18 protein-coding genes are annotated in these 20936 nt (G+C 45.6%); 11 read left to right on the forward strand and 7 right to left on the reverse strand.

The genetic code is table 11. The annotated features are described in order from the left end of the window. Nucleotides 1-156 precede the first annotated feature (156 nt). The 6 genes from ACXACS_RS17300 to ACXACS_RS17325 all read left to right on the forward strand — a co-directional run bounded on the left by ACXACS_RS17300 (nt 157) and on the right by ACXACS_RS17325 (nt 7561). Nucleotides 157-912 carry a hypothetical protein gene (locus tag ACXACS_RS17300; RefSeq protein ID WP_474808414.1) on the forward strand — a complete coding sequence of 252 codons (756 nt, stop codon included), beginning with the start codon at nt 157-159 and terminating at the stop codon, nt 910-912. Between the two features lie 430 nt (nt 913-1342). Further along, on the forward strand, nt 1343-2902 hold the full coding sequence (leuA, locus tag ACXACS_RS17305) for a 2-isopropylmalate synthase (protein ID WP_474808415.1): 1560 nt from the start codon (nt 1343-1345) through the stop codon (nt 2900-2902). Beyond that, a complete protein-coding gene (gene leuB, locus ACXACS_RS17310) occupies nt 2903-4000 on the forward strand; it encodes a 3-isopropylmalate dehydrogenase (protein ID WP_474808416.1) in 1098 nt (365 codons plus the stop codon). A 9-nt stretch (nt 4001-4009) separates the two neighbouring features. Continuing rightward, complete coding sequence (gene leuC / locus ACXACS_RS17315; RefSeq protein WP_474808418.1) at nt 4010-5410, forward strand: 3-isopropylmalate dehydratase large subunit; 1401 nt, start codon at nt 4010-4012, stop codon at nt 5408-5410. 3 nt (nt 5411-5413) lie between these two features. After that, nucleotides 5414-6019: a 3-isopropylmalate dehydratase small subunit gene (gene leuD, locus ACXACS_RS17320; protein WP_474808420.1), complete on the forward strand. Its 606-nt coding sequence runs from the start codon at nt 5414-5416 to the stop codon at nt 6017-6019. 345 nt (nt 6020-6364) lie between these two features. After that, nucleotides 6365-7561: an HD-GYP domain-containing protein gene (locus tag ACXACS_RS17325; protein WP_474808422.1), complete on the forward strand. Its 1197-nt coding sequence runs from the start codon at nt 6365-6367 to the stop codon at nt 7559-7561. Nucleotides 7562-7638: 77 nt separating this feature from the next. On the opposite strand, the gene ACXACS_RS17330 is transcribed toward ACXACS_RS17325, so the two are convergent. Together ACXACS_RS17330 and ACXACS_RS17335 are read right to left on the reverse strand one after the other, a co-directional pair. Next, nucleotides 7639-8814, reverse strand: a complete 1176-nt coding sequence (locus ACXACS_RS17330; RefSeq protein ID WP_474808423.1) for a general secretion pathway protein GspB — start codon at nt 8812-8814, stop codon at nt 7639-7641. After that, nucleotides 8807-9718 (reverse strand): ExeA family protein, encoded by a 912-nt coding sequence (locus tag ACXACS_RS17335; RefSeq protein WP_474808425.1) that lies wholly within the window; start codon nt 9716-9718, stop codon nt 8807-8809. The genes ACXACS_RS17330 and ACXACS_RS17335 overlap by 8 nt, the downstream gene beginning before the upstream one ends. A gap of 219 nt (nt 9719-9937) precedes the next feature. Here ACXACS_RS17335 and ACXACS_RS17340 point away from each other — a divergent pair, with 219 nt between their 5' ends. The 5 genes from ACXACS_RS17340 (at nt 9938) to hemW (ending at nt 15536) form a co-directional block, all read left to right on the forward strand. Beyond that, nucleotides 9938-11068 carry a tRNA nucleotidyltransferase/poly(A) polymerase-related protein gene (locus ACXACS_RS17340; protein ID WP_474808427.1) on the forward strand — a complete coding sequence of 377 codons (1131 nt, stop codon included), beginning with the start codon at nt 9938-9940 and terminating at the stop codon, nt 11066-11068. Between the two features lie 13 nt (nt 11069-11081). Then, nucleotides 11082-12116, forward strand: coding sequence for a WD40 repeat domain-containing protein (locus ACXACS_RS17345; protein WP_474808429.1), 1035 nt, complete (start codon nt 11082-11084; stop codon nt 12114-12116). Nucleotides 12117-12355: 239 nt separating this feature from the next. Next, a complete protein-coding gene (gene srmB / locus ACXACS_RS17350; protein ID WP_474808431.1) occupies nt 12356-13582 on the forward strand; it encodes an ATP-dependent RNA helicase SrmB in 1227 nt (408 codons plus the stop codon). Nucleotides 13583-13801: 219 nt separating this feature from the next. Then, nucleotides 13802-14404: an XTP/dITP diphosphatase gene (locus ACXACS_RS17355; RefSeq protein WP_474808433.1), complete on the forward strand. Its 603-nt coding sequence runs from the start codon at nt 13802-13804 to the stop codon at nt 14402-14404. Beyond that, on the forward strand, nt 14397-15536 hold the full coding sequence (hemW, locus tag ACXACS_RS17360; RefSeq protein ID WP_474808435.1) for a radical SAM family heme chaperone HemW: 1140 nt from the start codon (nt 14397-14399) through the stop codon (nt 15534-15536). The genes ACXACS_RS17355 and hemW overlap by 8 nt, the downstream gene beginning before the upstream one ends. Nucleotides 15537-15660: 124 nt before the next feature. On the opposite strand, the gene ACXACS_RS17365 is transcribed toward hemW, so the two are convergent. From ACXACS_RS17365 to ACXACS_RS17385, 5 genes are all read right to left on the reverse strand, one after another. Next, a complete protein-coding gene (locus ACXACS_RS17365) occupies nt 15661-16455 on the reverse strand; it encodes a YggN family protein (protein WP_474808437.1) in 795 nt (264 codons plus the stop codon). Nucleotides 16456-16723: 268 nt separating this feature from the next. Continuing rightward, a complete protein-coding gene (locus ACXACS_RS17370) occupies nt 16724-17260 on the reverse strand; it encodes an Lcl C-terminal domain-containing protein (protein WP_474809323.1) in 537 nt (178 codons plus the stop codon). A gap of 38 nt (nt 17261-17298) precedes the next feature. Next, nucleotides 17299-19077: an Lcl C-terminal domain-containing protein gene (locus tag ACXACS_RS17375; RefSeq protein WP_474808438.1), complete on the reverse strand. Its 1779-nt coding sequence runs from the start codon at nt 19075-19077 to the stop codon at nt 17299-17301. A 112-nt stretch (nt 19078-19189) separates the two neighbouring features. Continuing rightward, entirely contained in the window at nt 19190-19702 is a 513-nt protein-coding gene (locus ACXACS_RS17380) for a PAS domain-containing protein (protein ID WP_474808440.1), read from the reverse strand. Then, complete coding sequence (locus tag ACXACS_RS17385; protein WP_474808441.1) at nt 19702-20697, reverse strand: response regulator; 996 nt, start codon at nt 20695-20697, stop codon at nt 19702-19704. The genes ACXACS_RS17380 and ACXACS_RS17385 overlap by 1 nt, the downstream gene beginning before the upstream one ends. Between the last annotated feature and the right edge of the window lie 239 nt (nt 20698-20936).

Genomic DNA, 20936 nt, shown 5'->3' on the forward strand with positions numbered 1-20936 from the left:
AGTAGTATGCCAATCCATTGTTTAAAAAAAGGATGAAACTTAAATTTGGCGTTCGCTCAGCTCATTGGAGACAATACCTATTGAAATCGCTATGTGGCGCTTTTTGCCGTTTCTTGATACGGTTAAACAATAATCAAACACATGTGCAGATAAGTAATGACATCAGAGAAACCTTCTTCTCGATCTCAAACAGGCTTTTTCAGTGAATCGGGTGAATTAGGGGGAAGCCATGCGCAGTTCACCGAAATTTGTACTGCGCTCTATGAGAGAGAATTATTGACACTTGCTCATTTGAACACAAACAATGCTTCGATGATAAAACGTCGAATGGGTGGCCTGCCCTATCATATTCGAAGCGTTGCTCGCTTTATGGTTACACAACTTCAATTTTCCCCTCCGCTGAAAGTCGATACGCACAATGGAAGTTGGTTTGCTAAGCAACCGGGTAAGTGTCCTGGTTCAACGCAAGATAATGAAAAATGCGTGCAATGGTTCAAGAAGAATACGGATTACGGTTTAGTTGTTCCTGTACTCGTTCAAAGCATTGAAGGACTTACGATTGAACTTGATTCTATTGATATGTTTCGCGAGTCTAGGGATAAGATTCATTTAAATAAGCATGGTTGGTTCGATGTAGGCAAAGGCCAATTAACTAAAAAATGCGCGTCACAAGATGCTATTAACATTCAACCGATTGATGAACTATCAAAAAGCGTATTCTCTTCGTCCCAACTATCAAGCACAACACTTACGTTGCTAAAACCTACTAAAGCTATAATGAGTAGTGCTTGCTGCGGTCATATGTGGAACTATAAATCAAAATCTAGCCCGCGTTCTCTTTCGTTACGAGAGATGCGCTTATCCACTCGGCTCAATTGGAAAAATTTCACTTCAACACGCAGCAGGCAATAATTATTCACTTTTACTGCATGGTATTTCACTAATCAGAAAACCATCTTTTTAAGTTTTTTAGTATATGCATCCTAACAACCTGCTTAAGCGATATTAAGATTTACTTAATATTACGTAAAGTGTGAGGCACCTTAAACCTAAAGAGCGAATATTAGGATATCCATCCTAAATAATTAAAAGATAGCTTTTATATACGAAAAATATACTCATTATCGTAAACAATGGTTGACCTCTCCCCGTCACATGGGTACATTGTCGCTATCAACTTGGTCAGCAAAGAAACAGCAGCAAATGCGTATTCGTTTTCTTCTTCTATCTCTACTCCTTATGGCAGCCAGACTGCACGGGTAGATTGCGACCAGCGATTTAATTTCACAAAAACCCGTGCTCAGCACGGGTTTTTTTTTAACTATTCAACTGAGAGAGCGTCATGACAAATCAAGTGAAGATCTTTGATACCACATTGCGAGACGGTGAGCAGGCCTTACCTGCAAGCCTAAGTGCCAAAGAGAAATTACAGATCGCGCTGGCGCTCGAACGCTTAGGCGTAGATATAATTGAGGCGGGTTTTCCCGTGTCTTCTCCTGGTGACTTCCGCTCTGTACAAATGATTGCAAAAGAGGTTAAAAACTCTGTTGTTTGTGGCCTATCTCGTGCTTTGCCAGGCGATATTGATGCCTGTGGTCAAGCGCTAAGCGTTGCCGAACAATTCCGTATTCATACCTTTATTGCTACCTCCGAAATTCACGTTGGCGCTAAGCTTCGCAAGTCACAAGATGAAATTGTTGAAATGGCGGTGAAGGCGGTTAAGCATGCACGTCAGTACACAGATGACGTAGAGTTTTCGTGTGAAGACGCTGGTCGTACTCACATCGACTATCTATGCCGCATGGTAGAAGCTGCGATTAATGCCGGTGCAACTACCGTGAATATCCCAGATACAGTGGGCTACACCACACCTACAGAGTTCGGCGGTATTATCCAGCAATTATTCAATCGCGTTCCCAACATCGACAAAGCCACAATCTCCGTTCACTGTCACAACGACTTGGGCTTAGCGGTAGCAAATTCATTAGCTGCTGTTGAGCAAGGTGCAAGACAGGTAGAATGCACGATTAACGGAATTGGTGAGCGTGCTGGTAATGCATCGCTTGAAGAAATCGCGATGATCTTGCAAACCCGTAAGAGCATGTTGGGCATTGATACCAATATCAACTCAACCGAAATTTCTCGCACCTCTAAATTAGTTAGCCAGCTTTGTAATATGCCGGTTCAGGCCAACAAAGCCATTGTAGGTGCCAATGCGTTTAGTCACTCATCAGGTATTCACCAAGATGGTGTCTTAAAAGCGCAAAATACCTATGAAATTATGACGCCGGAAAGTGTGGGCATTAATAAGAATAATCTAAACCTAACGTCTCGCTCTGGCCGCCATGTAATTAAGCACCGCTTAACAGAGTTGGGTTACAAAGCAGAAGACTACGATTTAGAAGCCGTGTATGACGCATTCTTAAAGCTAGCGGACAAGAAAGGTCAAGTATACGACTACGACCTTGAAGCATTATTGTTCTTCGATAAGCAAAAGCACGACCAAGCGCACTTCCAGTTGCTTTATCTTCAAGCAAACTCAGGCCGTGAAATCATTCCAAGCGCTACGGTCAAAATGAAAGTGGGCGATGAAGAAATTACCCAGTCTAGCATTGGAAACGGCCCGGTAGATGCGGCTTATAAGGCCATCATGTCTATACTGGGTCACGAAGATTTAGAAGTTGTCGACTTTAAACTAGATTCAAAAGGTGAAGGTGCCGATGCCTTGGCGCAAGTGAGCGTTATTGCTACATATAAAGGCCGCCGTTTCCACGGGATCGGGCTTGCTACAGACATTGTAGAAGCCGGCGTAAAAGCTTTGATCTTCGTATTAAATAACACTTATTTAGCCGATCAGATTGATCAGCAGAAAAATCAACAAGAACGCGTTGCAGGAGTATAAATGAGCCAGTATTCAATTGCCGTATTAGCCGGAGACGGTATCGGCCCAGAAGTTATGCAGGAAGCCAATAAGGTTTTAGATGCTGTTGAAAAGAAGTTTAACGTTAGCTTAAACCGTACTGCATACCCTGTAGGTGGCTACGCCATTGATACTGAAGGTGAAGCTCTGCCCTCTAAAACCTTGCTGGGCTGCGAACAAGCCGATGCAATTTTGTTTGGCAGTATCGGCGGCCCTAAATGGGACACATTACCGCTAGAACAACGCCCTGAGCGTGCCGCATTGCTTACCCTTCGCAGCCATTTTGACCTGTTCAGTAACTTACGCCCAGCTCGCATTTATCCGGGCCTTGAAAGCCTGTCTCCCCTTCGTGAAGACATTGCTAAATCAGGCGTAGACGTTTTAGTTGTGCGTGAGCTAACCAGCGGCATTTACTTTGGTCAGCCAAAGGGCCGTGAAGGTGAAGGCGAAGAAGAGTTCGCGTATGACACCATGCGCTATAGCAAACGTGAAATTCGCCGTATTGCTATTGCAGCGTTTGAAGCAGCACAGAAGCGTCGCGGCAAAGTGACTTCAGTAGACAAAGCCAACGTACTGGTAACCAGCCGCTTATGGCGTGAAATTGCTGAAGAAGTCGCAACAGACTATCCAGATGTAGAGCTAGACCACATCTACATCGACAACGCCACTATGCAAATAATGAAGAATCCGGCGCAGTTCGATGTGATGCTGTGTTCAAACCTTTTTGGCGATATCGTTTCTGATGAATGCGCCATGATGACAGGCTCTATGGGCTTGTTGCCATCGGCAAGCATGAACGAAGAAGGCTTCGGCCTTTATGAGCCAGCAGGCGGTTCGGCCCCAGATATTGCAGGGCAAGGCATTGCTAACCCTATCGCACAAATTTTATCGGCCGCTATGATGCTTCGTTTCAGCATGAACTTAGGCGATGCAGCAGACGCTATCGAAAAAGCAGTGGTAGCGACACTAGAAGCAGGTGTACTTACAGGCGAGTTATTACCTGCCGATAAACGCAGCCAAGCGGCAAGCACGTCGCAAGTAGGCGATGAAATCGTTAAACAATTAATGGCGCAGGAGTAAAACAACCTCATGGCCAAGACCTTATATGACAAAGTGTGGCAAGCTCACATTATTGACCAAATCGGTGAAGACAGCTTAATTTATATCGACCGTCACTTAATTCACGAAGTTACGTCACCTCAGGCATTTGCTGGCCTTAATGAAAAAGGTCGTAAAGTACGACGCCCTGATCGCACGGTTGGCACCATGGATCACAGTATTTCAACTCGTTCATTAGCAATCGATGCCTGTGGACCAGCCAATGCACTTCAGCTACAAACCTTGGCAAAAAACTGTGAAGATCACGGCATTCAGCTATTTCCAGTGGGTCACCAAAAGCAAGGTATTGTGCACGTTATGGGGCCTGAATTAGGTTTAATTCAGCCTGGTATGACGGTGGTGTGCGGTGACTCACACACTGCGACTCACGGTGCATTTGGTGCGCTGGCGTTTGGTATTGGTACCTCTCAGGTAGAGCATGTTCTGGCTACGCAAACGTTGAAACAAAGCCGTGCGAAAAGCATGCTTATTAACGTAAATGGCAAGCTTCCTGTCGGTATTACCGCAAAAGACATCATACTTGCCATTATTGGAAAGATTGGCCACGCTGGGGCTACTGGCCATGTTATTGAATACGCAGGTGAAGCTATCCGCGGTTTAAGCATGGAAGAGCGCATGACAGTGTGTAACATGAGTATTGAAGCTGGCGCGAAAGCTGGCCTTGTTGCACCAGACGAAACAACATTCGCCTACCTTGAAGGTCGCGAATACGCACCGAAAGGCCAAGACTGGGAAGACGCAGTCGCTTATTGGAAGACCCTTTATACCGAAGAAGGCGCAACCTTCGACACTGTGGTTGAGCTTGAAGCAGCAGATATTACTCCTCAGGTTACTTGGGGTACCAACCCAGGCCAGGTCATTGGCGTAAACACACCGGTACCAGCCCCTGAAGATTTCAGCGACCCGATTGAAAAAGAAAGCGCGGTAAAAGCACTCGAATACATGGGTTTGAAGCCAGGCGAAAAGCTAGCTGACATTCCGGTAAACCACGTATTTATCGGCTCATGTACCAATGGACGCATTGAAGATATGCGTGCAGCAGCACAAATCGCCAAGCGCGGTAAAGTCGCCGATTCAGTAACAGCTATTGTTGTTCCGGGGTCTGGTAATGTTAAGCGCCAAGCAGAAGCTGAAGGCTTAGATAAAGTCTTTATCGATGCTGGCTTTGAATGGCGTTTGCCAGGCTGCTCTATGTGCCTTGGTATGAATGACGACAAGCTAGTAGCAGGCGATAGATGTGCCTCTACCAGTAACCGTAACTTTGAAGGCCGACAAGGCCGTGGTGCGCGTACTCATTTAGTAAGCCCTGCAATGGCTGCTGCTGCGGCAATTACCGGTCGCTTTGCTGACGTTAGAGATTATCAGGAGTAATTTATGTCTGAACAAGGTTTTACACAACACACAGGCATTGCTGCGCCGCTTGATCAGGCGAATGTCGATACCGACCAAATTATTCCAAAGCAGTTTCTAACCGGCGTAACGCGTGCTGGCTACGGCAAGCACTTGTTTCACGACTGGCGTTATTTGGATTTAGAAGAGAAAGAGCCAAACCCAGCGTTCGCGCTGAATAAGCCTGAGCACAAAGGCGCAAGTCTATTACTAGCTCGCGAAAACTTTGGTTGTGGTTCAAGCCGTGAGCACGCGCCGTGGGCACTTGCCGACTTCGGTTTTAAAACGGTTATTGCCACCAGCTTTGCTGATATTTTTTACGGCAACTGCATTAATAATCAGCTAGTGCCAGTGGCATTATCAAGCGAACAAATGGACGCATTATTTGCAGCTGTTAAAGCAAATCCAGCAACCCAAATTACTGTTGACCTTCCCGCGCAAACGGTAAGTTTTAACGATACAAGCTTCAGCTTCGATATTGCTGAGCATCACAAAAACAACCTTATTAAAGGCTTAGATGCTATCGGTCAAACGCTTGAACTCACAAGTGCTATAGAAGCCTTCGAAGATAAACAGCCCGCGTGGTTGTAAAGCGTGGGGCTTTAGCGCTTAACAAAGCCCTAGCATGACACATGGGTGCTGTCGCGAGATGGCACCCTGTTTATTTCTCTTATCTATGCCTTCACCTTAACTTCGCATCAAGACGCCTAATACCAATCCGCAATAAAAATATCAGTTCACCTGATTTGAGCCATAAGTAACTTCTCGGCATATTTACACGTCACACGTTTTCTCACGAATTCGGTAATCCTACATTCGCCGACTCTAGCTATACTAAAGACTAATAAACTCCTCACTTTTTTCACTGGAATATCGTACTATTCGTTTCTATTGTAATTGAAGGCTATGGCAACGTTGTGCCTCACAGGAGAGATAATGCTAGAACAGGTACCCATTGATGATTTGCAGCCAGGAATGTACGTCAATCAAGTACTTGAACAAACAGGTTCACTTAAAATGCGCTCTAAAGGCATTGTGAAAACTCAAGCCATTATTGATAGTCTAAAATCGAAAGGTATTTTAAGCGTCGAAGTAGATCTTGCGAAGTCTAAGCTGCCCGAGCCAACTGTGCCACCCGAGCCGGCGAAAGACAAAGAGCCTGAAGTGACTAAACCGGTTGTTAAGCCAGTGGGTCGTGATTCAATTAACGAAGCCAACGAGCTTTACAGCAGCGCAATTGCCATTCAAAGCAGCTTTTTAAAGTCACTTAAAAATGGGGCGGTAAAAGATTTGTCTCCCATGGAGTCGCTGTCGCAAAGCCTGATCGAAAGTGTATTTGATAATAAAGATGCGCTGAGCTGCCTGACTATGATCAAGGATACCGACCAGTACCTTCTTGAGCACAGTATTAATTGCAGTGTACTAAGCGGCATTTTCTGTGAGTTTCTTGGCTATGACAGAGATACCACAGAGCAAGTGAGTTTAGGTGCCCTATTGATGGATATCGGCATGTCTTCTCTGCCAGATGAAATTCGCAATAACACAGGCGAATTTTCCAGTGATGATTGGGAAGTGATGAAAACCCACGTTGAAATTGGTGCAGACCTAGTTGAACAGTGTGGCGATATTTCTGACCTATCGCTGCGTATCATTGAAGAGCACCACGAGCGCGTTGATGGAAGCGGCTACCCGAGAGGATTGGTTGGTGACGAAATTTCAGAGTTCGCGCGTATTGCTGCCATTGTGGATGCATACGATGCCATGACATCTAATCGTACGCACAAAAACAGTATCACGCCTACTCAGGCGCTAAAGCGACTAACTGCGACAGAGAACTTAGACCAAGAATTGGTAAAACAATTTATCCAGTGTATTGGCGTGCACCCTGTTGGCTCCTTAGTGAGGTTAAAGAGCGGTAAATTAGGTATTGTTAGCAAAATCAACCCTAAAGACCCCGTAAGCCCTCACGTTATGACCTTTTACAGCGTGACGTCGCAGCATTTCAATGAAGTGAAACGCGTTGATTTAAGTCAGTACGACGACGAGATTGTGTCAGGCGTTCGCCCCGAAGAGTTTAGTTTGAACTTACCAAAATTCTTTAAAGACGTTTTCATCAATCAGATGCCGCTGTAGAACACAAAGTATAACCAGCGAAAAGGCCCTTTTGTCAAAGGGCCTTTTTAGTGTTTTTTGGAACTAACAGATAGTAATTACCAATCGGTTAATGCTGCCATAGTAAAAATTTCATCTTCAAAAGAAAGTACCACGCGCTGCGCTTCAATATTCACAATTTGCACTCTATCGGCAATCCAATCGCCCTCGCCTATCTGACGGCCATTGACTCTCACCCACCTATCGGCAGGACGAGACGCATACATATGTGCACTAAAATTCATTGTAGGAAGGCGCGTTAGCAAGCGAACGGGCAATTGGTCAACACGAGGCAGGTCGTCCTTAACTGTAACTTTTGTTTCTTCTTCGGTGGGTTTATCGTCTTGCGCTTTCGAGTCTAATGCCGCCACAGCAGCGTTAAAGCGCGCCATAAGCTCCGGCGACACCGATACGTCAGATTGAGCTTCGGATTCGTTTAACACTTTGCCTTCGTAATCTTGCGAAGACAGAGTGTCACTTGAATTATCACCCTGTGTAGCTGCTACATTGCCACTTGCTTTATTGCTTCGCGTAATGTCGGGCTGAGTATTTGGCTCAATGGCAGCTTCGCTAGAAGCGGGCGTATTTGCAACTATATCCACAGCTTCTTCTTTAGGAACATTCGAACTGCCACTTTGTGTACCCGTCTGGTCTGTAGGTTGTGTTTGTTCACTTTTATTTTCCGAAGTAGCGGGCATTTCGCTACCGCTTTGCGTAGCGACAAGCTCCGAAGTGTCCTCGCTTTTGTCTTCCTTTTCAGCGCTGGTTTCGGATGCTGTCGTAGGTGCCGCCGTGTGCGCCGTTAACATCGGCCACCAGCGCTTGGCTGTGGCTGCGGAAAAGCCAATGCATAAGCCGCCAAGTACAACCACAGCAAAGAGCACTAGTTGCTTGGTGTACAGCTTCCACGCCGACGGTAACCCTTCTACTGTTGGCAAAAACAAGCTTCGATTAAACTGCTCGTTAAGGGATTTATCAAATTTGGCGGTAGTATCGTGCTCGCCTCGCAGCAAAGCTTGGGTTTGCGTTCTGTGGTGCGTTGTTGCAGGCGCTATTTCCACGGTTTGCTCAGGGTCTATTTCGACCTCTTGCACACCCATTTCAGAAAGGCCCTGCACCATGGCGTCGCTGGTCACTAAGCCCGACTTTCTAATTTTAACCGGCCCGTTCTGCTTGATGATTTGGACAATCACCATGCCGGGCGTTAGATTTTCAATGGCAACGATATTAGACATACAAGCTCCCTAACCCGTAACCGAAAATAATGGCCAAAACAAACGCCGATGCCAGATACCATTTACGCTGGCTTTGCACGCGCTGACTGACTACATCTTCACCTAGAATTTGCTCCGCCGCGGCCAAAAAAATAGGCTTTTGCACAACCGCATGCTGCTTCGTGAAAGATAAGGTTAACGCCCGGTCGCACAGCAAATTAATTACCCTTGGAATCCCACCAGTAATTTGATGCACCGCGCGCAATGTAGACTTACTGAAAATGCTGATGTCACCTTCAGCGACGCTTAAGCGGTGTGCTATGTAAGCACTAACTTCTGGCGCAGTTAAGGGCAGTAAGTGATACCTAGCAGTAATACGTTGAGCCAGCTGACGTAATTCGTTACGCTTTAACAACTGCTGTAATTCAGGCTGACCTATCAATACTACCTTTAACAGTTTTTCACGATTAGTTTCTAGGTTGGTCAATAAACGAAGTTGTTCTAATACTTCGGGCAGTAGATGCTGCGCTTCATCTACCATAAGCACCGTGTTGATACCTGCTTGGTGATTTTCGGCCAGCTTAGACAAAATCAAATCAGTAAAATACTTAAGGCTGGCTTTTTCAGGCGTATAAGCCAAGCCTAGTTCATCACAAACCGTTGCTAATAGCTCAAGGGCGGACAAGGTAGGATTCAAAATCATGGCTACCTGCGTATTATCGGGTAGCTGCTGCAACAGTTTTCTCGATACCGTTGTTTTCCCCGTGCCAACTTCTCCGGTGAGCATTACAAAACCACCGCTTTCTCTGAGGCCAAAGGTCAAATGGGCCAATGCCTCTTTGTGCCTTGGGCTCATATACAAATAATCGGGGTTAGGCGCAATCGAAAAAGGATTGTCATTTAACCCGAAGTAGTTCAAATACATGGTTGCTGAAGCGCCTATCTGTTTTAATTTTTAACGACGATTAAACTACCAGACGCAACCTTGAAGTGAAAGCGCATAACGATGTGGCGACGAATTTTATTTGTAACATTGCTATACTGCGCCTCTGTTATCTTGGGAAGGTTGATTTTCGTTACACGTCAAAAGTCGATGCATTCCCAATCTAAAAAGTATTACTGACTAAAAAATCGTTGGAAGAGCATGCAAGTATATCTCGTTGGTGGCGCAGTACGTGACGCACTGTTGAACAGAAAAGTTGTAGAACGTGACTATGTAGTGGTGGGCGCCACACCGCAAGAAATGCTTAGCCAGGGTTATACCCAAGTAGGCAAAGACTTCCCTGTTTTCTTACATCCAAAAACACAGGAAGAATATGCGCTAGCTCGCACAGAACGTAAATCAGGGAAAGGCTACACGGGCTTTGTGTGCGATGCATCAAGCACCGTAACTCTGGAAGAAGACTTATTGCGCCGAGATCTTACCGTTAATGCAATAGCCCAAGATAACCTTGGTAACCTTATCGACCCTTATGGTGGTAAAAAAGACTTAGAAAACCGTATACTTCGCCACGTATCAGAAGCCTTTAGTGAAGACCCTTTACGCGTATTTCGCGTTGCTCGGTTTGCAACCCGCTATGCTTATTTGGGGTTTACTATCGCCACTGAAACCATGGCTCTTATGCAGTCTATGGCGCAAAGCGGCGAGCTAAGCACGCTAAGTGCAGAGCGCGTATGGCAAGAAACAAAGCGAAGTCTTTTAGAGAAAACACCCCATGTTTTTTTCACTGTATTAAACCAAGCCCATGGCCTTAATGACTGGTTTGCTGAACTTGAAAGTCACTTAGATTCTGCTTTGGCAACATTAAAAACGGCGGTAGCGCTAGAAAAGGCTGAAAGCAGCGATTCAGAAACCGCTAGGCTGATAACAAGGTTTACTGCCCTGCTCACTCACCTCAATGAAGAAGAAGCGAAACTGTTATGCAGTCGGCTCAAAGTGCAAAACCAAGTTAGTGAAATTGTCAGCCTTGCCTGCAAATTTAAAGATCTTCTATTAAATACGCAGAACTCGCCCGCCGACTTACTCGCCTTGTTCAATGGCTGTGATGCGTGGCGAAGAGAGGAACGTTTCACATTATTGCTACGTGCTTTTGCGCCTTATGCACACAACAAAGGCGTAGATTGGCAACATCAACAGAAGCACATTAAAAATGCGTTGGCAGCCGCCAACCAAGTAAATGTGCAAGACATCATTGCCACAGGCGTTAAAGGCCCCGAAATAAAAGACGCACTCAACCAGGCAAAGCTATTCGCTATTGCCTCTATTAATACATAATTGTGCTAAAGCAATGATCGAAAGAAAAATGAACGGACGCTTTCTCTCACCTTTAACGTCACCACTTTCTTATTTACTTTTCATCGTACTCCTTATGCTTACTGGTTGCACTGAAGAGACGCGCGTATTACCTGTTCACGAGTTTCGCTTTACCCAAGAGCCAGTGAGGAAAGCTGCGCTTTCAGACGATGCCCGTCTTGCGGCATTCATTTTTGACGATTCCTCGGTGTCTGTTTGGGATGTTGATGAAAAACGAGAGCGCTACAAGTGGCATAATGACGTGTTTGATGAAGAGTCACTGCACCTCATTACGTTTTCCAAAGACAAGGCATGGTTAGCGCTCACAGGCTATTGGAGCACTACACTGATTAACTTGCACTCAGGTGATGTGGTAGGTAGTTGGCATTTTAGTGGTAAAGATCCCGGTGCCACAGCGTCATCAACTTCCCTATCCCACCATGGTGACAGCGCACTAGTTGGTATGACCGACGGTACCGTATTGCTACTAAATTTTGATAACGGTACTGCATTGCAATACCAGCACAATACAATGAAAGTGCTTCATGTAGGCTATTTTTCTGATGGCTATGCGTTTTCTGGAGGGATAGATAAACGCTGGTTTCTATGGGATTTAGACAAAAACGATGTGTTGCTGGAAAGGCAATATCGCAGTCGAGTTACCGCTTCAGTGCTAGACAATAGAGCTCAGCGAGCTTTTATATCCGATGCGCTAAACAGCCACGAAATTATTGATCTCGCCACCCATGAAGTGATGTCTGAACTGCAATTTATGGAACGTTTCCGCTTTTTCCGAAAAGGGTTATTTTTAGAAAACGGTGACTACCTAATGACAACATCACCCAAATCAGTGGTGACGCTATGGCATGCTAACTCTGGCGAAGAGATAGCCTCATGGGAAATTAAACGCTACTCAAGCGAAGCCACAACTCACGCTATTACACTTAACGAGAATGGTGATGTTGTTACCCTCTCCTCTGATGGCGTGCTTCAAAGCTGGGATTACCGCGCAATAGCCAACCCTCTTTAATTCCATTGGTCCAGAACTGTAAACTGACTACTACTTCGAAATTTCACGGGTTGAAAGTGAGGATAAAGTGAGTAAGCTCGATTTAACCCACTTGCATTTACTTAACGCCAACAGTGCCAACCCGTTAGCGTCAGAATATGTATTTACCTACGGTGTGCGAATTTAACGCCAGTTTTTCTCAATGTTTTGGTATAGCAATGCTACAATACGCCCCATTCATTTAGAGCGTTTTTTATACTATGACTTTCGAAGAACTCGAATTAGACGAAGCACTGTGTCACGCAGCTGCCGATATGGGGTTTGAAACTCCAACTAGCATTCAAGAACTGGTTATCCCGCATGCGTTGGATGGACGAGATATCTTGGCCTCTGCGCCTACAGGTACTGGTAAAACAGCCGCATTCTTATTGCCTGCGTGCCAATTTTTACTTGATTACCCGCGCAGACAGCCTGGTGCTACACGCATTTTGATCCTAACACCTACCCGCGAGTTAGCGTTACAGGTTTACGAACAAGCCCTAGCCATAACAAAGCACACGCAAATTGTGTGCGGCGTGATAACCGGCGGTATTAACTACGGTACCGATAAAGAAACCTTAAGCAAGAATCTTGATATTCTTGTGGCTACACCAGGTCGCTTGCTTGAGCATATCGAAAAAGAAGCCGCAGATTGCCGAGATATCGAGTGTTTAATTCTTGATGAAGCTGACCGCATGTTGGATATGGGTTTCTCAACGGTAGTTAACCAAATTGCTGCCGAAGCGCGCTGGCGCAAGCAAAACCTACTGTTCTCAGCCACGTTAGAAGGTAAAGGGGTTAAAACCTTCGCCCACGACATTCTTAACAACCCTGAAGTTGTGGAAGCGAACCCGTCACGCAAAGAGAAGAACAAAATTCATCAGTGGTATCACCTTGCTGATGACATGAATCACAAGCAAGCCCTGCTGGTAAATATATTAAAGCAAGAGACGACTACATCTGCTGTTGTTTTTGTAAAAACTCGTGACCGCTTACAGATGCTAAAAGATTTCTTAGCGTCTAAAGACATTCCAGTGTGTTGGCTACAAGGCGAAATGCCACAAGACAAGCGTAATGCAGCCATGGCTCGCTTTAAAAGTGGTGAGGTACCAATCTTATTGGCAACTGACGTTGCAGCTCGTGGTATCGACGTACCCAATGTAAGCCACGTTATTAACTTCGACATGCCGCGCAAAGCTGACATATACGTACACCGTATTGGCAGAACCGGTCGTGCTGGTGCCAAAGGTACTGCAATATCGTTGGTAGAAGCCCACGATTTTGACATGGTAGCCAAAACCGCACGTTACATGGGCGAACCGCTTAAAGCTCGCGTTATTGACGAGCTACGCCCCAAAAACAAAACGCCTAAGATTGGCCCCAAAAAGAAGAAAGTGAAGGCCAAAGACAAAGCCAAGGCAAAAGCTAAGCCTAAAAAGAAAAAGTAAAACTTGAGCACGTTAAGGGTGAGTGATGCGATGGCCGAAGGTTGGGAGTGGCTTTCGCAAACACGCGGTAAACACATCCATGTGCGCTCCACTGCCGCATCCCTGCGGCAGAGGGTTTGCTCAAACCACTCCCAACCTTCGTCCTGAATAGTCTCAAGCACTCGTTTAATGTATTCGAGCTTATTTCAGGAATAAAGAAAGAACGAGGAGTCTGGCACAATGAAGTTCCCAGAAAAAATTGTTTTAGCCACAGGTAATCAAGGTAAGGTGCGTGAGTTTGCATCCTTGTTTGCAGATTACGGTGTAGACGTTGTGGCGCAAAAAGAATTAGGTGTATCTGATGTGCCTGAAACAGGCACAACGTTCGTTGAAAATGCCATTATTAAAGCGCGTCATGCGGCAAAAGTAACTGGCCTTCCTGCTATTGCCGACGACTCAGGTTTAGTAGTCGACGCTCTTGGCGGTGCACCTGGTATTTATTCAGCCCGCTATGCTGGCGCTGATGCAACTGACGATACCAATATCGACAAGCTATTAACTGCCCTTGATGGCGAGAGCCAGCGTAAAGCGCATTTCTTCTGTACATTAGTGTTTATGCGCCATGCTGACGACCCAGTACCATTAGTTAGCCAAGGTAAATGGCAAGGCGAAATCTTAACTGCTCGCTCGGGTAACGACGGTTTTGGTTACGACCCTGTTTTTCACGTGCCAACTCATGGATGCACTGCGGCAGAACTAGAAAAAGCCGAAAAGAACCGCATTAGCCATCGCGGCAACGCCCTAGCGATTTTGCTTGATAGTATGAGAGCGACTTTTGCGTAATCCTCCGCTTAGCCTCTATATCCATATTCCTTGGTGTGTTCAAAAGTGTCCGTACTGTGATTTTAACTCTCACGGGCTTAAGTCTGACTTGCCCGAAAAAGAATATGTGGCGCATCTGCTGGACGATTTAGCCATTGATGCCAAACGCATTGGCGACCGTACTGTCGAGACAATCTTTATAGGCGGTGGCACGCCCAGTTTGTTTTCAAGCGAGGCCATGGCAGACATCTTAAACGGCGTTAAACAGCGGGTTAACTTAAGCGACACAGCTGAAATAACCATGGAAGCCAACCCAGGAACCGTTGAAGCCGGTAAGTTTGCAGGCTTTTATCAGGCAGGCGTAAACCGAATATCGGTGGGCATTCAAAGCTTTCAGCCGAAGCATTTAAAAGTCCTAGGCCGTATTCACAATGAAAGCCAAGCTGAAAATGCGGTAAAACAAGCACACAGTGCGGGGCTACCTACGTTTAATTTAGATCTTATGCATGGTCTACCTGAGCAAAGCGTAGAGAATGCTATGGCAGATTTAAAGCAAGGTATTGAGCTCGATCCTTATCACCTGTCGTGGTACCAGCTTACTATCGAGCCAAATACGCCTTTCTATTCCAAGCCGCCGGAGCTACCTGACGACGACATTCTGTGGGAAATACAGGAAAAAGGCCACAGCCTTTTAGAGCGTGCGGGCTATCACCAGTACGAGATTTCAGGCTACGCTAAAGCAGGGCATCAATGCCGCCATAACCTTAATTACTGGCGCTTTGGCGATTACTTAGGTATTGGATGCGGTGCACATGGGAAGATTACCGATGCCGCTAACGGCACTATTCATCGGACCGTCAAAGTGAAGCATCCAAGAGGCTATATGGAAATGAGCCGCCCGTATTTAGATACGCAAACGCTGGTTAGTGCAGACGATCTGCCGTTTGAATTCTTTATGAACAGGTTTCGTTTAGTTGAGCCTTGCCCGATGAGTGATTTTAATGACTTCACAGGTACTGAGTTAACGGATGACGTTAAGCGCGCATTGTCTGATGCTCATCACCAAGGGCTACTTTCTATTTCAGATAGTCACTGGCAGGTAACTGCTAAAGGACGTAGATATCTCAACTCCCTACTGTCGTGCTTCGTTTAAACCCGCTCTTTTAAGCTCTTTGCTTTCCTGGTTTCTATAAGGACTTAGAACGAAAAAGCCTGCTCGCGCAGGCTTTATTATTCTAATGATCTTTTAATAGATAGTATTACTCTTCTAACTGCGTCTAGTTTTCGCTTTCGTCGTGACGAGTAATGATATTGTAAGGTTTAAAGGCAGGTACGCTAGCGCGAAGGTTTTCTTCTGCAACGTCTAAGCGTTTGAGCTTTTCACAAAACCACTCTGCTTTTTTACGCAAGGTGGTGGCTTTGTCGCCTACATCCAGGTGCTCGCCCACGTTATTTAGCTGACGAGTAATTTCCGCTACTTTCTCTTGGTTAACCTCACCGCTTCCCGTATTAATGCCGCTAATTGCCGATAATATACCGCCTACTGAGGTAGAAATTGCTTCCTCAAGCTGTGCTTCTATTTCACTATCAACAAATTCGTCAACGCTTTCCAGTGACCCGGGGCCGATAAAATAATGATTACTGGCGTGCCTGAATTTATCTTTCACGCGATTTTGCACGCGCTTCATAGCAGCGTTTAATCGTTCATAGCTATCGTGGTCGCTACCAACTAAACCTAAATACACGTGTTCAATGGTGTCAATCGCCAAGTCGACACCTTCGGTAGCCAAAATAATCATTTTGGGAACCACATAGTGCAAACCTGAAGAATACTCGTTAAGCCACTGCTTTTCTTGTTCGCTTAAGGTTTGCCAACGCCCGCCTATGAACAGTTGGTTTTGGTCATTAATCTGAACTACGGTGCGGGTTTTATCCATTACACGAAGCTGCGCATTGTTTACGGCAATACCGTAGGCAAAATCGATGTTGCACGTATATTCAGCTTGCGCCGATGTACTGAGTCCAGCGAATAAACAAATTGTGAAGAGAAAAGCCTTAAGGCGCGATATCATTTTCATACCATCATTGTGGCTAGCTTACTAAGAAATAAAAAGCCATCATGAGTCTAACGTGCTAAAAATCAGGTTGAACATGTCGAGATGATCATTTTACGCAACGCGCAAATGGGTCATTAATGAGAACGATAAACATCTGTATCTTTAACGTTCAGACCTAAAACAACAAAGCACGCATTATAGAGCGTGCTTTGTTGATAAAAAGTCTCAGTATCAGATACTAGACGAAAGACTAATAAGAAAGGATGTAGATCTTTACCTACACCTATTCGTCGGTGTAGGTGCGTACCAAACGTACATATATGAATCGGTCTTTTTCTTTAATGGAATGACTAGCATTAAAGAACGCAACAACCCATGCTCGGTCTGGATCGTCCGCTGAAGGGGTAGAAGTCCAAAAGTCATCTGGCGGCGTTGCCGGAAAAAGTGAGCTATTAATGGCGGGTCGCACGCAGTCTCGTTCTGTTAACGTTGCCAACTCTTTAACGTTAGGCAAGCGCCACCCCAATAAATCATCGTTGCTCGCCTGCTGCGCAAGCTGTAAGGCCTGCTGCCACGTATATTTTACCGCTTCACCACTACACGTAGAGCCATCCCACGTTTGCCCTTCCGAACAACGCATCCACACCAAATCTGTTGTGGTATCTAGCAAGGTATTAGTGGTAACCGCTTCAAAATTATCGTTTGGCGTGGTTTCAAGCCCATCTGATAGACATTCTTGGGCATGAACTGAGGCCGAACCAACTAAAAGCAATGCTGATGCAGCGAACAGATTAACTGAAGTAATCATTGTTTTTTTCATCACTTTTTTGACGATCGTATTTACTAGCTTATTCATGACTATCTCCCCGCTCTTACTAAACGAACACGTGCGGCTGACGACTTGTTAAGAAAGTTATCTACGCCCGAGTCAAAATCTAAAGCCCAGGCATTTTGCGCATCGTCGCTATTCACCCCGTCTGCACTAGGCACGGATGTCCAATACCAAAGCGGTTCGGTAGAGACTGCGCCTGTATTAGGGAAATAATCTTCATCAATAGCAACATCGTCGGCAATGCCTAAGTGCATTAAAGAAAATAGTTCATGATGAGTAGGTAAACGCCAGTCGTAAAAACCACACAAGCCTTGCGCATTTACAGCTTCAACATACGCAGATGTATTGCAGTTAGTTAATAAGCACGTAGCATTCGAACCTGTTTCATCACCTTCAAATCCACCATTTACCTCGTCGCTATACCAAGAGTATGTATAGTCTTTGTCTTGAAATGCACCGTCGTCGGTTTTCACTTCCCATACTAGCCCGGTTACATTATCTCGAACGCACGACCATGTATCAGCACTGGCATCCTGCTCATCACCGTTAGCGTTTAAGCGCGTGAAGTCAAACCCAGCTTTACCACGCCCTGCTTTTTCTATTAAGCCGTTCTGCTCAATAATATCAGCGCCTCGTTGCCCGTCCTGCCCAGGAAAGTCGTTTTGCTGCGCTTCGGTTAATGCATTATTGGTCGCTTGCTGCAAAAAGCCTGTATCGTTCAAAAGCGGCGTTGGCATTGGGCGTATATTTACGTTAATCGTGTCTTCAACGCTATTGCCGTTGGCGTCGGTGACAGTAAGGGTATAGGCCACAACAGTAGAGGACGATACAGAAGGTGCTATAGCAAATGTGGATAGTGCATCATTGTCATCTACTGCGCTAATTTCAGCATTTGAAGCTAGCGTAGTGCTTGAGGAAACGTTATTACTGCGCTCCCATGAATAAGTAAGCGGCAAAGCACTAGGAATACTAGTGCTGGCCTCGCCATCTAAAATAACCACTTCTCCACTAAATACGCCTTGAGAATAACCCGCATCAACAACTGGTAAGGTTTCAGTTTCAGATTGAACAGAAATGGTGACGGTATCGGTATCAGTAGCCCCTTCACTATCGGTCACTTCTAGCTGAAAGGTAAGCTGCTGTGCATCGTTGGCGATGGGCGTTACGATAGTCAACGTAGAAAGGTTAGTTTCTACACCGGTTATCACATTGGTCCCGCTGGTTTGAGTCCACGTGTAATCGGCTATTTCGCCCTCTGTGGCAGTCGAATCTGAGTCACTACTACCAGTACCGTCAAAGACAATTTCTACCCCTCCAGGGAATGTATTAGCCGGCAAATCGTCCCATTCGGGCACTTCTATACTGGCTTCAGGGGCAATATTTACAGGCGCAACCGTAATTACTGTAAAGTCACTGGCCGTATTACCGCTCTGATCATTAACCGACACGGTCAGCGTATATTCAGTGGCACTATCCACCAGCGGCGCTTCGAAGCTAGCGGCAGAAGAACTCGTGTCTTCATGGGTGATGGTTAGTGACGGAGATGCGCTCCAATTATACGTGTAAGTGCCATCACCTCCGCTTACCTCCGCGCTAAGTGAGTAGGTTACGCCTTCTGTCACTGTGGCATCAGGGCCAGCATTTATCACTAAATTACCGTTACCCGATCCCCCATCGCTCGAGTCACCATCGCCGCCTCCGCCGCCACCGCAGGCAGCTAAAATAAATGCGCCGCCCAAAATGGCTAGTCCACGCGCCACAGTACGTGGTAAATAGCCTGAAAATGAAGACTTAATTAATTGCATACATACTCCCATCGCACTTAGTGCTGAAAAGCCCAGACGCAGCGCGTGAAAAAACTCGATATAGATGGATTCGCTAAGCGGCTTATGGCCTCTGTTGCGTTACAAATAGCGGTTAAGGTAAGGTGTGTTTCAATTTATTCGCGACTAATCTCGCTTCTTGCTCTTCGGACATCGTAACTTGCAGAGCCTCGAGTTGCTTTTTACCTACCGCCACATCAGTCATGTCGTAAATCATCATGCTAATGAAGTCCACCGTTCCTGTTGTGGAGGTAAGTGGAGATAGCGTGATGTTTTGATACATAAATGACTCACTACCTGTAATCGGCCGGTAGTTAGGAAACTTGAACAAATACGGGCGCTGCTCCCAGGTCATGAAAGCGCGAGTTTTTAAGTCGAAGACAGGCTTAGCTTTTTTCATAAACCAGTCTTGCTTAATTGAAGGGAAAAGCGAGAATAACGTTTTGTCTCTTACCTCACTCGGCAAAAGTCCACTGTGACTTTCCATAAAGCCATTCCATACCTGTACGGTAAAATTACGATCAAGTACAACGATCCCCACATCTACCGTTTGTAGCATGTCCATCATCCAATGGAATTCTTGTAACTCATCTAGATGCTGGCTCATTAGAAATCCTCCAACAAGTGGGCAAGCTTTGAATTCATCATTTTCATGGATTCTTCAGTGAACAACAAAATCAAATCGCATTGAACATTGTAGCCTTCAAGCCCATAGCTAAGCTCTATCGCCAATGTTCGCTTCCACTTAATTTGATTCATACCAATAATTTCAGTGATGGCACGGTGCTGACCAAGCACAATAGGGTGGCCTTGGCTGAAGTTAATATCCATTTGGTTTGCTAACCCCGTCAGGCAGGTTCCAATAAGAATACTCGCCGCATCCATAAGCAGCTCTAATTGAAGTTGGTCGTCTACTTCACCTTCAACGTTTAAAATCTTAGCAACATCATCAAAACTTGAATCACTTAAAATACACAGTGCTTCACCACTTACTCCGGGCCCCAAAAATCCTTGGCAAACAGCGGTAACCTGCTCGTGGCTTTCAATATCAGAAAGCATCATGTGAAGCTCTGAAACTTCAATGAGATTAACGTTAGGTATGGGAAGTTCTACGAACACATTCATGGTGCGCGCGAGGTGGTCGCCTGCTTGGCCCATTGCGATATTCGTTATCTCTTGGTAACAATCGCGAATATCAGGGTCAAGCGGCGTAATTTCTTCTCGCTCTTCTTCCTCGGCGTGAAGAATATTATATTTATCAAGAACCTCAGTAAGCTTCTTGGGGTCGACAGGCTTGCGGATAAAGTCTAACGCCCCCAATGATGTCACTCTTTCGTGCGCTTCCGGCTGAATATCGCCAGATACCACAATAACTTTGGTTTTAAGACCACGCTGTTTAATTGCCTCTAACGTACCGTATCCATCAAGAACAGGCATGTTCAAATCTAAGAGTAAAAGATCGCCTTTACCATCGGCGAGCGCAGTCAAAGCATCTTGGCCATTTTTTGCAAAGTGCACGGCTACGTCCCAATCTTGGGGGAGGCACTTAGCCACTTGCTTGCGCGCAACTAACGAGTCGTCACATACGAGTACTGAAAACATTAAGTTCTTTTACCACCTAGCTTTTACAACCAGCTGCCGCTGATATTTTCTAGTAATTTCAACTGTATCGGCACAACTACTGTGAACTGAAGTAATGATTTCTGCTTCAGGTACAGTAAGCGGTAGTGCCCTATCGGCGTTATAAACAGATAACCTGCATATGGTGATACGAAACACCTCACTAAGAAATAGCACTTTTGGGGAATATTGCCAGCGTGTTTTACATTTAACTATAAGCT

This window comes from Alteromonas sp. AWM4_230 (assembly GCF_056158305.1).

Coding starts and splice junctions, on each gene's coding strand:
- ACXACS_RS17300 (WP_474808414.1), top strand. CDS start 157: ATGACATCAGAGAAACCTTCTTCTCGATCTCAAACAGGCTTTTTCAGT.
- leuA (WP_474808415.1), top strand. CDS start 1,343: ATGACAAATCAAGTGAAGATCTTTGATACCACATTGCGAGACGGTGAG.
- leuB (WP_474808416.1), top strand. CDS start 2,903: ATGAGCCAGTATTCAATTGCCGTATTAGCCGGAGACGGTATCGGCCCA.
- leuC (WP_474808418.1), top strand. CDS start 4,010: ATGGCCAAGACCTTATATGACAAAGTGTGGCAAGCTCACATTATTGAC.
- leuD (WP_474808420.1), top strand. CDS start 5,414: ATGTCTGAACAAGGTTTTACACAACACACAGGCATTGCTGCGCCGCTT.
- ACXACS_RS17325 (WP_474808422.1), top strand. CDS start 6,365: ATGCTAGAACAGGTACCCATTGATGATTTGCAGCCAGGAATGTACGTC.
- ACXACS_RS17330 (WP_474808423.1), bottom strand. CDS start 8,814: ATGTCTAATATCGTTGCCATTGAAAATCTAACGCCCGGCATGGTGATT.
- ACXACS_RS17335 (WP_474808425.1), bottom strand. CDS start 9,718: ATGTATTTGAACTACTTCGGGTTAAATGACAATCCTTTTTCGATTGCG.
- ACXACS_RS17340 (WP_474808427.1), top strand. CDS start 9,938: ATGCAAGTATATCTCGTTGGTGGCGCAGTACGTGACGCACTGTTGAAC.
- ACXACS_RS17345 (WP_474808429.1), top strand. CDS start 11,082: ATGATCGAAAGAAAAATGAACGGACGCTTTCTCTCACCTTTAACGTCA.
- srmB (WP_474808431.1), top strand. CDS start 12,356: ATGACTTTCGAAGAACTCGAATTAGACGAAGCACTGTGTCACGCAGCT.
- ACXACS_RS17355 (WP_474808433.1), top strand. CDS start 13,802: ATGAAGTTCCCAGAAAAAATTGTTTTAGCCACAGGTAATCAAGGTAAG.
- ACXACS_RS17365 (WP_474808437.1), bottom strand. CDS start 16,455: ATGATATCGCGCCTTAAGGCTTTTCTCTTCACAATTTGTTTATTCGCT.
- ACXACS_RS17370 (WP_474809323.1), bottom strand. CDS start 17,260: ATGAAAAAAACAATGATTACTTCAGTTAATCTGTTCGCTGCATCAGCA.
- ACXACS_RS17375 (WP_474808438.1), bottom strand. CDS start 19,077: ATGCAATTAATTAAGTCTTCATTTTCAGGCTATTTACCACGTACTGTG.
- ACXACS_RS17380 (WP_474808440.1), bottom strand. CDS start 19,702: ATGAGCCAGCATCTAGATGAGTTACAAGAATTCCATTGGATGATGGAC.
- ACXACS_RS17385 (WP_474808441.1), bottom strand. CDS start 20,697: ATGTTTTCAGTACTCGTATGTGACGACTCGTTAGTTGCGCGCAAGCAA.